Origin of the sequence: Erwinia endophytica (assembly GCF_009295515.1) — a bacterium.
GTDB lineage: Bacteria > Pseudomonadota > Gammaproteobacteria > Enterobacterales > Enterobacteriaceae > Erwinia > Erwinia endophytica.
This window is the reverse complement of sequence record NZ_RQVV01000012.1, coordinates 37,568-50,540: the sequence shown is the minus strand read 5'-3', so window position 1 is coordinate 50,540 and position 12,973 is coordinate 37,568. Positions and strand designations below refer to the sequence as shown.

General features: G+C 47.7%; 21 protein-coding genes and 1 tRNA gene. 5 read left to right on the top strand and 17 right to left on the bottom strand.

Annotated features, from left to right (window positions below):
• Positions 1–199 precede the first annotated feature (199 nt).
• Positions 200–275 (top strand) — tRNA-Thr (locus EH228_RS04700).
• A 14-nt stretch (positions 276–289) separates the two neighbouring features.
• Here the strand turns inward: EH228_RS04700 and EH228_RS04695 are convergent.
• The 14 genes from EH228_RS04695 to EH228_RS04620 all read right to left on the bottom strand — a co-directional run bounded on the left by EH228_RS04695 (position 290) and on the right by EH228_RS04620 (position 9,762).
• On the bottom strand, positions 290–1,453 hold the full coding sequence (locus EH228_RS04695; protein ID WP_152320520.1) for a site-specific integrase: 1,164 nt from the start codon (positions 1,451–1,453) through the stop codon (positions 290–292).
• Positions 1,454–1,752: 299 nt separating this feature from the next.
• A complete protein-coding gene (locus EH228_RS04685; RefSeq protein ID WP_152320519.1) occupies positions 1,753–2,223 on the bottom strand; it encodes a class I SAM-dependent methyltransferase in 471 nt (156 codons plus the stop codon).
• Between the two features lie 349 nt (positions 2,224–2,572).
• Positions 2,573–2,893, bottom strand: coding sequence for a hypothetical protein (locus EH228_RS04675; RefSeq protein WP_152320518.1), 321 nt, complete (start codon positions 2,891–2,893; stop codon positions 2,573–2,575).
• A 271-nt stretch (positions 2,894–3,164) separates the two neighbouring features.
• Positions 3,165–3,458, bottom strand: a complete 294-nt coding sequence (locus EH228_RS04670) for a hypothetical protein (RefSeq protein ID WP_152320517.1) — start codon at positions 3,456–3,458, stop codon at positions 3,165–3,167.
• Positions 3,451–4,407: a hypothetical protein gene (locus tag EH228_RS20145; protein WP_193323271.1), complete on the bottom strand. Its 957-nt coding sequence runs from the start codon at positions 4,405–4,407 to the stop codon at positions 3,451–3,453. The genes EH228_RS04670 and EH228_RS20145 overlap by 8 nt, the downstream gene beginning before the upstream one ends.
• A 298-nt stretch (positions 4,408–4,705) precedes the next feature.
• Positions 4,706–4,885 carry a hypothetical protein gene (locus EH228_RS04660; protein ID WP_152320516.1) on the bottom strand — a complete coding sequence of 60 codons (180 nt, stop codon included), beginning with the start codon at positions 4,883–4,885 and terminating at the stop codon, positions 4,706–4,708.
• Positions 4,882–5,478: a hypothetical protein gene (locus EH228_RS04655; protein ID WP_152320515.1), complete on the bottom strand. Its 597-nt coding sequence runs from the start codon at positions 5,476–5,478 to the stop codon at positions 4,882–4,884. Before EH228_RS04655 ends, EH228_RS04660 begins: the two co-directional genes overlap by 4 nt.
• Position 5,479: 1 nt before the next feature.
• Positions 5,480–5,896 carry a regulator gene (locus tag EH228_RS04650; RefSeq protein ID WP_152320514.1) on the bottom strand — a complete coding sequence of 139 codons (417 nt, stop codon included), beginning with the start codon at positions 5,894–5,896 and terminating at the stop codon, positions 5,480–5,482.
• Between the two features lie 3 nt (positions 5,897–5,899).
• Positions 5,900–6,580 (bottom strand): lambda exonuclease family protein, encoded by a 681-nt coding sequence (locus tag EH228_RS04645; protein ID WP_152320513.1) that lies wholly within the window; start codon positions 6,578–6,580, stop codon positions 5,900–5,902.
• The gene (locus EH228_RS04640; protein ID WP_152320512.1) at positions 6,577–7,509 is read right to left on the bottom strand and encodes a recombinase RecT; all 933 of its coding nucleotides are present in this window, start codon (positions 7,507–7,509) and stop codon (positions 6,577–6,579) included. The genes EH228_RS04645 and EH228_RS04640 overlap by 4 nt, the downstream gene beginning before the upstream one ends.
• Positions 7,509–7,814 (bottom strand): hypothetical protein, encoded by a 306-nt coding sequence (locus tag EH228_RS04635; RefSeq protein ID WP_152320511.1) that lies wholly within the window; start codon positions 7,812–7,814, stop codon positions 7,509–7,511. The genes EH228_RS04640 and EH228_RS04635 overlap by 1 nt, the downstream gene beginning before the upstream one ends.
• A gap of 190 nt (positions 7,815–8,004) precedes the next feature.
• Entirely contained in the window at positions 8,005–9,150 is a 1,146-nt protein-coding gene (locus EH228_RS04630) for a hypothetical protein (protein ID WP_152320510.1), read from the bottom strand.
• A gap of 95 nt (positions 9,151–9,245) precedes the next feature.
• Entirely contained in the window at positions 9,246–9,518 is a 273-nt protein-coding gene (locus EH228_RS04625; protein ID WP_152320509.1) for a hypothetical protein, read from the bottom strand.
• Between the two features lie 16 nt (positions 9,519–9,534).
• A complete protein-coding gene (locus EH228_RS04620) occupies positions 9,535–9,762 on the bottom strand; it encodes a hypothetical protein (RefSeq protein WP_240116224.1) in 228 nt (75 codons plus the stop codon).
• 252 nt (positions 9,763–10,014) lie between these two features.
• On the opposite strand from EH228_RS04620, the gene EH228_RS04615 reads away from it, so the two are divergent.
• Positions 10,015–10,221, top strand: coding sequence for a hypothetical protein (locus EH228_RS04615; protein WP_152320508.1), 207 nt, complete (start codon positions 10,015–10,017; stop codon positions 10,219–10,221).
• Here EH228_RS04615 and EH228_RS04610 read toward each other — a convergent pair.
• The 3 genes from EH228_RS04610 to EH228_RS04600 form a co-directional block, all read right to left on the bottom strand.
• The gene (locus EH228_RS04610) at positions 10,218–10,433 is read right to left on the bottom strand and encodes a hypothetical protein (protein ID WP_152320507.1); all 216 of its coding nucleotides are present in this window, start codon (positions 10,431–10,433) and stop codon (positions 10,218–10,220) included. The genes EH228_RS04615 and EH228_RS04610 overlap by 4 nt on opposite strands.
• Before the next feature lie 13 nt (positions 10,434–10,446).
• The gene (locus EH228_RS04605; protein ID WP_152320506.1) at positions 10,447–10,731 is read right to left on the bottom strand and encodes a hypothetical protein; all 285 of its coding nucleotides are present in this window, start codon (positions 10,729–10,731) and stop codon (positions 10,447–10,449) included.
• A 457-nt stretch (positions 10,732–11,188) separates the two neighbouring features.
• Positions 11,189–11,890 carry a S24 family peptidase gene (locus EH228_RS04600; protein ID WP_152320505.1) on the bottom strand — a complete coding sequence of 234 codons (702 nt, stop codon included), beginning with the start codon at positions 11,888–11,890 and terminating at the stop codon, positions 11,189–11,191.
• A gap of 116 nt (positions 11,891–12,006) precedes the next feature.
• On the opposite strand from EH228_RS04600, the gene EH228_RS04595 reads away from it, so the two are divergent.
• The 3 genes from EH228_RS04595 (at position 12,007) to EH228_RS04585 (ending at position 12,927) form a co-directional block, all read left to right on the top strand.
• Positions 12,007–12,237 (top strand): transcriptional regulator, encoded by a 231-nt coding sequence (locus EH228_RS04595; RefSeq protein WP_152320504.1) that lies wholly within the window; start codon positions 12,007–12,009, stop codon positions 12,235–12,237.
• Positions 12,238–12,345: 108 nt separating this feature from the next.
• Positions 12,346–12,666, top strand: a complete 321-nt coding sequence (locus EH228_RS04590) for a hypothetical protein (protein ID WP_152320503.1) — start codon at positions 12,346–12,348, stop codon at positions 12,664–12,666.
• A 9-nt stretch (positions 12,667–12,675) separates the two neighbouring features.
• Complete coding sequence (locus tag EH228_RS04585) at positions 12,676–12,927, top strand: hypothetical protein (RefSeq protein ID WP_152320502.1); 252 nt, start codon at positions 12,676–12,678, stop codon at positions 12,925–12,927.
• Positions 12,928–12,973 lie beyond the last annotated feature (46 nt).

Here is a 12,973-nt window from a genome sequence, read left to right as displayed (position 1 = left end):
AGCTGATTAAATAACGCTGCACATTGATGCTTCTCAGCACACAAAACCAGTACTGGCTGAGATGCCATCCCTCGCAAGGGGGACATTATTATGTAAAGCTATTAAGCATAGTGGTGAGAAATCAGGCATACGCAACAATGGAGCTTGACGAGACGGCTGGATTTTCTTAACGTATGCCCCCGTTACACCCTCTCTCCAGGCCGATATAGCTCAGTTGGTAGAGCAGCGCATTCGTAATGCGAAGGTCGTAGGTTCGACTCCTATTATCGGCACCAATAGTTTCAACGAGTTAGGTGTCATTTGTACCATCCTTAGCATCAAGGTGGGACAGATTTGGGACACAGGCATTAAAAATGGCGTCAATCTGCCTGGCGTGTTCGGTGAGATGGTTCGGTGCCAGGTGTGCATACCTGCGTACCATCTCGATACTTTCCCAGCCGCCCATTTCCTGTAGCACTGAAATAGGCGTTCCTGACTGAACAAGCCAGCTTGCCCACGTATGTCTCAGATCGTGAAAGCGGAAGTTATCTATACCTGCACGCCTCAGCGCTGCTCTCCATGCTGTGTTAGCGTCGTAGCGCATCTTCCTGACAACATCCGTATTGGTTCCATCTGGCCGGGTGCTGCGTTCTGTGTAAACAAAAACCCATTTATGATGGCGTCCAATCTGTTTTTTCAGTACTTGACATGCGGTCTCATTCAGCGCCACGCCAATGGCCTGATTTGACTTACTGTCTTCCGGGTTGATCCACGCAACCCGGCGCTGCATGTCTATCTGTTGCCATTCCAGATTGATGATGTTTGACCGGCGAAGTCCAGTAGCCAGCGCAAAATTGACAACAGACTTGAGTGGTTCCGGGCATTCCTGAATCAGCCTCTGAGCCTCATGCGGTTCCAGCCAGCGAATGCGCTTGTTCTTTGGCTGCGGCACTGTGACTATTGGCGCTTTGTCCAGCATTTTCCAGCTTCTCTCAGCCATCCTGAGTAGCGACTTAATAAAGGCGAGGTGCGTCGCCTTCGTTGCTGTGGACGCCGCCTTTGGCCTGTACTCAGGTGGTTCCTTTCCTTTCTTCCTGTACGCCTCAGCCATCAGTCGCCAGTTCTCCTCATGCCGGCGGTTAGTCATCTTCTTTGTAGCGTTGTAAATCCTTACTTCTGTTATTTCCTTCAGCTGCATCCCTGCAAAGTGTTGCAGCCAGAAGCCGATCCGGCTTTTATCATCGTCCAACGATTTTTTATGTGCTTTCTCTTCCAGCCAGCGAACACAGGCATCCTCAAAAGTTATGCCTGGAGTTTCCCCCATCCGGCTGACCCGCCACGCCTCGGCCTTCAGCCTGTCGTGGAGTTCCTGAGCCTGCCTTTTGTCCGTCGTCCCAAGAGATCGCTTAAAACGTTTGCCGTCCGGCTTGATGAAACTGGCGTACCAGGTATCATTTCTGCGGAAAAGTGACATGTGCTCTCCTCATGTGCATTCGCCGCGCTCACGCCGACAGTTTGCAGTGGATTTTTTAAAGCTGCAATACAGGCGGTACGGGTGAACAGGTATGGTGAGTTTGGTTTTAGAGGGTTTTTCTTTGTGAAGATGATCCGTCCGGAACGACACCATTGCGTCAGCGTGTCCCGGTCGATACCCATAAACTGAGCCGCCTCTTCGCGAGAGAGGCTGTATTTTTCCATAGTTAGTTACCTCTGATAATAATATGAACACCGCCCGGGCGATGATTGCTAATGCTATTGAGATAGTGGGGTGGGTTACTTGAGGAACAGGATCCAGTGCGTTTTGTCCGCCTTCCCTGTCCGCTGCCAGATAGTCGGTTTATGGTCGGTCAATGCGATAACCTGACTGACTGGCACCTGCGTTTCATTCCATTTGAAAACGAGAGTTCCTTGTGGCCGCAGCACCCTGAATGCTTCGGCAAATCCCTGCCGAATATCATCGCACCATGTATCCCTATCCAATGCTCCGTATTTTTTACCCATCCACGATTTTTCACCAACACGCACCAGATGCGGTGGATCGAAAACAACCTGAGAAAACGTGTTGTCAGGAAACGGGATACTGCGAAAATCTGCGATAATGTCCGGGCTAATATGCAGTGCTCTACCGTCACATAAAATATGAGACTCTTTTCGTGCGTCCATAAAAATAGCTCTGCTGTCCTGCTTATCCAGCCAGAACATGCGGGAGCCGCAGCACATATCTAAAATAGATGCATCACTCATGTTCGTAACTCCTTATCCACCACGCGCACGTAATACGTCAGCCAGCGTTTGGCTGAGAACGTATCAGGCGGCAGGGCGGTGATTTGTTTGGTGTATTTGTCTAACAGGCGGGTTGTTATTTCATCGTGCAGGGATTTCGGCTTGCCTTTCTTTGCTGAGATTATTTCATCTCAACACCTTTTCGCGACTGCGCGTATTGCGTTTTCGTGCTCTGTCTGCATTTGTTATCTCCATGCAGTCATTCCAGACCTGTTCAGCAATAGGACGCCATTCCAGGCTGTGAACGTGCTTGCGCTTGCCTGTCTGCCCGTTGTGAGTTATTACCTCGTTGAGATACTGCTCGAATAGTTCATTCATCTGTCAGCCTTATGCCGGGAATTTTACCGGCTGCGATGTCAGCATAAAGCTCTGAGAAAGTGCTAACAGGCTTTTCATGGCAGTATTTCAGGAAATCCTCACGATTCCGCTCTGCTTTGGTGCGGATTGGGCGAAAATTCTCATGCGCCTTGATGGCATTAATAGTAAATGTAATTCTCCTGTCGTAATTCCAGGCAAAGGCGAACCCATCATAGTGAGCAACAATAATACATGGGTACCATGCCAATCCATTTAGCGCTTCGCACTCACACCCTACAGGTGGTAGCCCATGACCATCCCATTCAACACTCATCCTATTTTCCTCTGCTGTTCAGCCCGAATAAATTTAGCGTGGTCGTCTCTGCATTCAGTGCTACAGAAATATCCGCTGTCTATTGGTATTTCGCAATTGTGACACTCTCCGGTGTATGTCATTTGCGGCACAGCTCTGTTACGAATAGCTAACTGCCGCGTTAATTCCTCGCGTTCAAACGCCTCATCTGCAATATCGGCCATTTCTGTTATTCCAAATTATGGGCATAAAAAAACCGCATTCGCGGCTATCGGTAAACCTCTGCCTATTATTACGGCCCCTCTGGGGCTGGAGGCGTGGTGTAAAGGGGTGATATGTCGAATCCTTCACGCTCCCATCTTTTGGCTGCATTCTCGCTACAGGTTGCAATTTTTCCAAACGGCCCATTATTATGACGCCACGCGACCGGCTCAGCCGTCATCGCGGACAGGGCGATTTTAATCAGCGCTAGCTCACTCTCAACATCTTCACTAAGACCAAAGGGGGTTTCGTCTCGCGCCTCCTCGGCGTGATTAATCAGTTGCTCAGCACGGATAATAAGCGCCTGCTTTTCTTCTTCATTCATCTTCCACGCTCCCGCCAGCGGCTTTTATGGCTTCTATAACCTCATCACGGTCTAACCAATTCCCCTCATCATCTTCAACTAGATAGGCCTCATCTATGTGGTATCCTTCAGGGCTATGCCGTTTTGGCAATTTAACCACGAACTCCTTGCAGATAAGCGATTTGTCAGCAATGGCCTGGTTATACCCGTGCATATAGCCAGTTATCGGATCCATCTTGTGCCACTGATTTGAATTGAAAGCACCCATTGCGGTTAAATAGTCTATTCCATGCTTACTGTTAACAACCTTTCTTTCTAAACTTACCCTTGCAATCCTTTCAGCTATTGCGGCATCTTTCCATGTATCAAACCCTTCCGGACCCTTCACATCCTCACGAAGCCTTAAAAGCTCAGAATAATCTTCGCTAACTAAAGTTGGCCTGTCCTCGCATGGCATTCCGTTGATGTGAACAAAATTTACGGCATCCGAAAAATTCATCTCATCCGGCACAGCAACCGGTGCGGGTGGTACTGGCTGGCTGAATAGGGGGCGAACTTCGCACCCTTCCTTAACCGCTTGATCTTTCCCAGATTCGCCAATACCTAACCAGTCTCCATTCACTGACATAAATTGCCAATAAACAGGTTCCTGTTCCCGCAGCGCCGCCAGTTCTTTTTCTGCTTCCAACATTCTGGTCTTTATTTTTGCATACCACCCGGAAACCTCAGCGTAGCGAGATTCCAGTTCAGCAATCTGCGCCGCCTGTGCGTCGATGTGGTCCTGAGCCTTGAGTAAATTCAGTGCTATTTCTTGGAATGCTTTTATTGAATCAGTGTTCTCTTCAATGTAATGCAATGCTGTTTTTGCGAGTTTTTCTTTTTCTCCCATTATGACCGCTGCACCATTAGATATTTCAACAATACGTTGTCGGTTCATGATATGTTCTAATTCTTCTTCTGTAATTGTCATGATTATTCCTCGGACTGGTGAAAAGTCACGGCTGATTATTTACGGACAGCACCTTGGGCTACCTCCGCAATAATGCTCATATCCGTCATTTGGAATTTCTGATATATCGCAATAAATCTCTGTTTCACGTTCGCATCTACAGCAATCTGCATAAAACTTTCCATCACGTTCCGTAATTCCATCGGGTAAATCATCCTCATTTATTTCAGTGTCTTTACCCTGTGAATTTAGCCATTTATCGAAACTGATCATTATTACCTCCTACTGAGCAGTAGGTAGAGTTTTGTCGTATGGGCGCTCACGCATGGTCGCCTCCCTTATTTCGGTCTTTTTCCTGTTGCCACGCTTTTTCCATAAATGGTTCACTGAACTCATAATCAGGAGCCTGAACGAATGCTATATATGCTTCTTCTTCGCAGCCTGTGCAGTAGCCATTTAATTTACGGCATCCGCAGTTATCACAGTAGTTAGCCATCATTTCACCTCACCGTTTCGACGTGTAACAACATGCAGTAATGCGTCTCTGCACTCTTGAATAGTTACTGATTCAGCATCGGATAGCCCAGCACGCACAATGTGTTCGTTAAATTTCTGCACAAGATCAATATCTGAGTAATTTTGCAATCTCCGAATGGCGGCATCGGTGGCTGGGGTTTTTAGTTCTTTTGAGGCGTCATATAAATTTCGCATTTCTGGATAATGGTAAAGACTGGTGCAAAACACAGAAGCATTTTTACCGTAGCGGTAGCATGTGTTTTTCATAAAATCAGTAGCGCGTTCCCGACTCCAGAATGGCCCATGAAACATACTGCATAGACTCGAGGCATCAGGAGACATCATCTGACGCGGGTCGCATACATACCAAACTGGGCGGTCAGTGCACTCAACGTTAGTATGCTCATTAGCTATGGGGTGAATGATATTTTTCATCACCACATTCTCAGCCGCCAGCGCGTTCACCTGCGCTTGCAGGGCGGCATAGTCTTCATATTTGACGTATTCACCAGATGTGTGCTCAACCATGAATTGTACGGCACCACAAGTGCTTGGTTCATATCGTTTAACTGTCATTTCATAGCTCCGTTATGTAGAGGCCAGCAGCAATCAGCCTGGCGCGACGCTGAGCAGCGAGGATGTTCTTTTGGCGCTGCTCTTCGCCGAGTGACGAGAGTGATTTTTTGCTGATGAGGATGTTCTGTGACCGGGTGGTTTTTGGTGACTGCCGCCGTGGACTGGCTGCGAGACTGTACAGTCTGTCTCTGAATCCTGTTTCGTCTGTGAACCATTCCCCCGCCGTTATTTTTGCTACTTTGTCTATTGAGAGCGTTCTGTCGCGCATCTGAACGACGATATAGCGAACGTCAATTTTGAGTGTTGCGGCTAATTCTTTTGCGGTCATAGGGCGCTTGCTGAGTTGCCAAAGGATCCGCTCTTTCAGACCCTCGTTCGCATACCCTTTGCCTCGCCGGTACATTGCGATTTTTTTCATGCCTCATCTCCACTGGTCGCCGAATTTAAACCCGATAACCGCCAGCGCTTCATCCATTTTTTCGATGAACTCCGGCACCATTTCTTCAAAATCTGACATGTATTTTTCGTCTCGCTCGACGACGATGTGGTGAATCCCTTCACGCTTCATTCGCGGGTCGTAATTGGCGAAATACCATGCATCCTTGCCGGTTATCCACATGCTGTATTGAACCTGTGCCATGTATGCACTTTTTATTGCGTCAAACCCGCCAAGGCGAAATTTCATAAAGTCTCGGGAGGTGAAAGGGCATTTCAATTCGAGTCCACGGCCATCGCTGCACAGGCCATCAGGGGAGCAGGCGGTACGCAATGTTTCATCGCGAAACAGGATCGGCGCTTCAGTTACTTGCACACCTGATGTGAACTCAAACAACGCCCGCGCTGCGTCTTCGTGCTGTTTGCCCCATTCCAGCGGCTTTGCGTTGACTTCAGGTGATACGCCGGTGCAGACTTCTGCCAGCAGGGTGTGAAAATAGGACATTTTCATGTCCGTCCACTTTGTGCCGCTCCGAGGCTTTGCAATGACGTTTGAAACCTCAGAGGCCGTAATCACTCCGAGCCTTAGCCTTAGCCAGTCCTCGCTTCCCTGTTCGACGTGGATAATGTCAATCCCTGTGCGATCCTTTATGATCTCCGGTGTCATGCTGCCGCCTTAGCCTTTTTAGCAAGAAAGTCCAGAGCGCGGACCGCTTCAGGCTCAGTCATTTCAGAAGGTGATGTGATAGGGCGTCGGAAAATGTTTGAGCAAAGAGGTAACATGTCGTCATCCCACGTCTTACCCATCGACAAAAGCAGATCATTAATTCTCGCTATTGTTTCCTGGCTTGCGGGTGAAACATCGCGCTCTTGCTGGCTGTCATTGTTAAAAGCAATCCCTTCGCCACCTTCTGTATTCACATAGTCGATTGCGGCATCCAGTCGCTCACGCCGTGGCCAGTACTTCGCGGCCTGTTTGACCACGGTCTTGAGGATCATTTGCTCTTCGTCAGTGACCCATGGGCATGATTTCCCCTTTGTCTTGTATGCCTTCCACGCTTCTGAGCGGTCACGGATGGAAAAGATATCTTCGGCCCGCATGGTGTGGGTCAGGTAATCACCTTCATCGGTCTTAATGACCGTGTAGGCTCCTACGACATCTCCACGCTGTTCCTGAGTGTCGAACTCGTTGAAATCATGTCTTGGGGCTTTATCGATACCGGAACGCATGAACTTATCGTTTTTTCTGACTATTGCTGACTGGCACCATTTAATAGCGCCTGACTGTTGTGCAATATGCATCAAGCCCATGTAGCTAATGTCGAGGCAGATAGCGCCCTTTCTTGGCACCAGATAAGCCAGTTTTTGTGCCGGGTTCAGTGTTATCCCGATAGCTGACACGTTCATGATGGCACTACGTGTTGATGTTGGGTTTTGTACTGCCACCCCCGCCAGATAGTCGTTATTTGCAAATATCTGCATTGCAAACTCAGACTCACGCTTGAACGTTACTGACTTCTCAGAACATACCTGTTCAAATTCAACTTTCAGGGGATTTACTATTTCGAAAATTTGATTAACCAATTGCTGGTTCATCACGCCACCTCCCAATAACTGTGTTTATCCCGCCAGATGTTAATTGCGTACTCGCGGGTGAGTCGGTAAACGAGCGCCTCCCAAAACATGCCATCAATTTTATTCTGATAATCGACGTCATCCTCAAGCCAGTCACATGCCTCTTGGGTAAACTCATCAGGATCATGATTGCGGATAGCAGCCAAAAACGGATTACGCTGTTTCGTTAGTCGCTCTAATTCCAGTTGAATTATTTCCCTGTCTCCTTCTGTGAGGTTTGAAATAATTCCGTCTATTTCCTCGTTATCTTTAATGGTCAGTTTCACGGCTGAATACTCCTGCTCAGGAACTCAACCAGTTTTTCTAGAAGGCTTTTACGCGGTGGCGGGGTGAATGACGCACTTGTCAGAATGTTTGACGGATGGCGCTCGATATAACCGAACGCGTTGAATTTAGGGCAGCCCAATGCCGCCCCATGAGCTGCTGTTGCTAGCATGGGTTGCTTCCTGTGGTTGATTAGTAATTGAGTTGAATTATCGGGCGATCACCAGATTTAGCTGATGAGATCTGATGTTGTGCAATTGCGATAATTGCCTGTTTTGCACACTCATCGCTGATCCCAGTCTTGGTGAGAACAGCCATCGCGGCGTTGTTCACTTCTGCCTGATGCGCCTTGTTTGCGGCCTTCTTTTCAGCCTCATCAGCGATGCGCTTTTCTTCAGCCAGTCGGGCAGCTTCCTTTTGCTCAGCCTCGCGCTTAATGCGATCTGCCTCTTCCTGCGCTTTCCGCTGTGCCTCGGCAATAGCTGCCTGCTTTTCACGCTCCGCTTTGGCTAATTCATCCTGTTGCCTTTGAATGATCTCTGCTGCAACAAGCATCTGTTTAATTTGCTCGACAGATTGTTGTTTCACTTTCTCAGCAGTGCCTTGCAGTGAACCAAATCGCTTATCAATGGGCCACGCTTCAGTTTCTGCCAGCGTCTCGCGGATGCATTCGATAGTGCCGCCCTCGCGGACGCCAGCCCGTCCTGTCTGCGCGATAATGACCTGTTGTTGTATGCCATTTATTTCGCTCAGTGCGTCTTGATGCTGTTGTCGTTCCTGCTGTGCAGCGGCTTCAGCTTCATTTCGTGCCTGCTCAACCACCTGACGCTTTAGCTCTTCTTCATGTGCAATGCGCTGGCGTTCGGCTTCTTCTGCTTTTTGTGCTGCGTCGCTGTCGAATTTCTCATTCAACAACAGGGCTAATTCGTGGTCAGATTCGATTTTCGCCGCCAGTTTTTCAGCAGCAATCCTTGCCTCTTCTTCGGCCTTTAACCGTTCCTGTTCGGCTTCCCATTCAATGCGCGGAGCAAGAATTGCATCACGGATGGCGTCACACTCGCGAGTGAATCGCCGCAATTCTTCTTCTGCTGGCTTTACCGCTTCTTTAAGACGACGGAGGTAGTCACGCCCCGGCTTCTCTATTGCCGTCTTGCTGCTACCTACTTGCCGCGCCAGTGATCCTATGCGTTCGCGTCCTTTTGCAGTGGTCACATCTGGCGTTTCCTTCGCCATTTCCCGGATGTGGTCGAGATAGGTATCAAGACCATTCGGAACGTAAAGCGCCGGTGCCTGTTCGGGCTTTATTTCGAGTATCGCTATATCCGTTGTCTCGCTCATTATTCCTCTCCTGTGGGCATAAAAAAGCCCTCAAAAGAGGGCGCTCTGAATACATTGGAGAGCTGACCGGTAATCAGCTCTGCGTTGTTACTCAATTACTGGGTTCTGAGTTTATTAACGTAATTCATGCAGTATGTCGGGCTGCAATCTTTCCACTTGTTTTTGTGCTGCATGCGCTGGCTTGGTGGGTAATATGCTACTGTTCCGTGTGGAGTCCTGAATATTATCGTGTTATTTCCCTCTTCAAATTCAATTCCATTTTTCATGAAAAAAGACTTAATTCCTTCGTGAGCGCCATCTCTTGCTTTCCTTTTCCGTTCCTTCAGTTCGGGCTTTAAGTCACGCCAGTAATCCCCCATATCGCCCATATCCTCTCCTTACCGGTTATTGGTTGCGCGCCTTAATCATGGCGTCGGCGACTTTAAATGAAATCTTTGCGTACCGTTCTAAGTCATCATCCATCAGTCCAGCATCAGGGTCAGAAAGGATTCCGTTAATAGCCTTAGCAGCAAAATAATCACGCAGCGTCATGCCATTATCAAGCAACCAGTCAGAATTATGTGCAACATTACCCATCTCTGGAAACGCTGGCCCGCCTGTATCTATACCCATATTAACATCTCCACAATTCCATAAATAACCAACGCAAATAACAGGCCACATAATGAAAACGTGACCGTCCACGACATGCCGCGATAGCTCATGTGACCACCTATTCAGGTAATAAAAAAGCCGCTCAGGTGGCGGCTTGTTAACAGTTCATGCCGGGATATTTAGCCACGCCCGGCGCGTGGTTTCCCTGCTTTCCACAGTCAAAGGAAAGGCGTAGACTGCTGTTTCCACAGTCAAAATAAGGAATGTTTTATGTCTGCAAATGTCTTTGCTGGCGACAGAAATATTGAGTCTGTCGCTTATGATTTGGCACTGGCTCTCGCTTCAGGAGACCAGTCGATAATCACACCGGAAAAGCTGATACAGCGCATTGCTGATATTCTTCCCTCATGTCGGGAAGTGGCAAAGAAGAAATTTAACGAAGAGAATCCCGAACCAAAAGGAAAGGTTTTCTTTTAACTAATCATCTTCAGGGCTATGCTAAGCACGGCCCTGATATGCTCAGCCTGATTTTTGTCGAAAATCTCAGCGTCCTCAATTTTCAACTGACTGGCTATTTCCGTTATTGCCATTTCTGCTGAAAGGTTGTATTGAAAAAAGCTGAAAGCTCCTTCCTCCCTACTTTTGTTTATTGATGATTTTTTTGCGAATTCGAAATATATCTTATCCATACCTGCCTCGCTGTTAAATTAATGGAATTGATTTACCGCGCTGTTTCTGCCGAGCATTTATCTGACGCCCAGCTTCGTTCAGCACTTTCCTGTACTGCGAATTCTCCATATTGATGAACTCAGGCTCATCAGATGATTTGCAGCGCCAGTCAGGTGCATGCGTTACTGCTGTCAGTACTCTGTCGCTACTGCAATCCGCCGCCAGTCGATTAAATGCCCGGTCAATTTTGCGGATGTACTCTTTGCGTTCGTGATGCACGATTGCACGAGCCAGGTTCTTTTGTGGATTACGTGGCATGGTGGACTCCTCAATTGGCTTAGGTACTGGACGCCGCGTTGCTTATCTTCGCGGTTGCTGTCGATGCAGCTGCATTTCATCCAGTCCAAAGCCAACTGCCTTTGGTGGGGTGAATCACCCTCAATCCTGATTGTTAAAGAGCAAATCAGCTGACTGTGTAGCGGTGTGTCGTGCTGATGGATATACTTTATCTAAATGATAAATTAATCACAATAGCAAAATGATAAATAAATTCACTTTTGTATTTATAAAAATGATTTATAAGGATATTTATTTTTAAATTACGCTACAGTGCGGCTAATCAAGCCAGGGGTGGGGGGGCAAGATGGCGTCGGTGGGAGATTGTTTTAGATATTAAGATAAATAAATCAATGTATTATGCGGGGAATCCGGTGCTGGCCGGATGAGGATCGAGGACACAAAAAACCCGGCACAGTGACCGGGTTGTTGGTTTTATTTACGCTAATCTGTTTTCGTCAACTGAAATGTCTTCATACGCTATATAGCGGGTTGGTTTCACGATTGCTGCCACAAAATGCATCGTTTCAACATCACCTGGCGTTAGTGTCTCCGGCCTGTGATCATTGTTCACGCTTGAAAATTTATAGTTTCCGTCCCTGGTCTTATTCATGATTTTTATCATGTTGTGACCCTCTTTAGTTCGTACAAAAACTTCATCCCCGGCCCGAACTGCGGTGTTCGGTTCAATAACAACAAACTCGCCAGACTGTATGCGCGGCCACATGCTATCCCCTTTGACTTTCAGCCCGTAGGCATCTTTATCTCCGCTATAAACTCGCAGCCAGCCAGCCTGGAATTCGATCATATCCACAGATCCACCTATCCCCAGAATGGCCTCGCCCATTACTGGAACATAGCCACTTCTGATCGGACCCGCAAACTCTAATTCAGAATTTTGCTGGACTACATCATGCAATGAATCCATCCACCCATGATTTAATTCCAACGCCGCCTCAACCCTTCTGGCAAGCGCGTCGCCGATGTTACGGAAAGATTTATTCCCCAGCAGTTGACTTAACTGCGCCGGTACTAATCCGCAGAGTTCAGCGAACTTTGCTCTGTTAGATTCAGGATTTTCTTCTAAATGCCTACTTAGAAGATCGGCGAGATTTTTACGCCTGATTTCTTTATTTTCCATACCCCTATTTTTTCATCATTTATCTTCTTGATAAATATGCAAGTTGATAAAATGCGCTTGCAGTTCATTTATCATAATGATAAAGTCTTGTCTGTAGTCATAACGAGGACAAGACCATGCTCAACGATTTACTCCGTTGGAGGAAGGAAGCCAGTGCCGACGAATGGTCGAGGCTCGCGGCACTGGCGGATACAACACCAGGCTACTTGAACCTGATCGCCTACGGGGTCCGCCGACCTTCACCCGGAAAAGCCAAAAAAATTGAAACAGCGTCAAAAGAGTTTCCAGCCATCCAGCCGGTAACTAAAGAAAGTCTGGTGTTTTCATCACAGGAAACAGCCGCTTAAGTAACACCGCTCTTTACACAATCAGGCCGCCGGGTGATTCACCCGCAAACATTAAGTGGCAGCCCCACGGCACCGCCACATGTAAATCAACACGGAGAATTATCACAGATGGAACATGCAAAAACACGCAAAAGCATTTCGTTTATCGGTCGCCATTTGCTGGCTACCGCACACCAGGCATTAAGTAATACGCGTCAGACAGTAGTGGCCAGTCTGCTGAATGTAGCTGACTCGACAATTCTGCATCGCACCAGGAAATACCCGGAAATCATGGAAACTCTCGCCGCCTGCGGTGTGGAGGATTTTGTCATGCACGGGGAGAAAAAATTACCACTGGATCAATACCGGTGGCTGATGACAGTTGCGATGGAATTCGCAAAGTTGCAGCTGGAAATGACTGAGCCAAAAGAGGAATCATTTTCCGCATAGGAGGATGTAGTGAATCACATTGAATTTATTGAACAGAATATCAGAAGTCAGCTTATCAAACTCGGCTACCCGGAATCTGTCGCGCAAAGCAGCGCGTTCCGTGGTGTCGACCACTATAAGCGATGTTCGCAGGCCAGCAAGAAAGGAGCGATGTTTGACGACTGTTTTTATTACGCAAAACAGTGGGCTGATAAAACATCACTCCCAGCTGAAAAACCAAAGAAGGGCAGAGCAAAAAAATCAACACCTGCGCTGTTCTGACCAATAAAAAATCCCCGGTTGCAGCCGAGGATTCAGTGCAGATAAC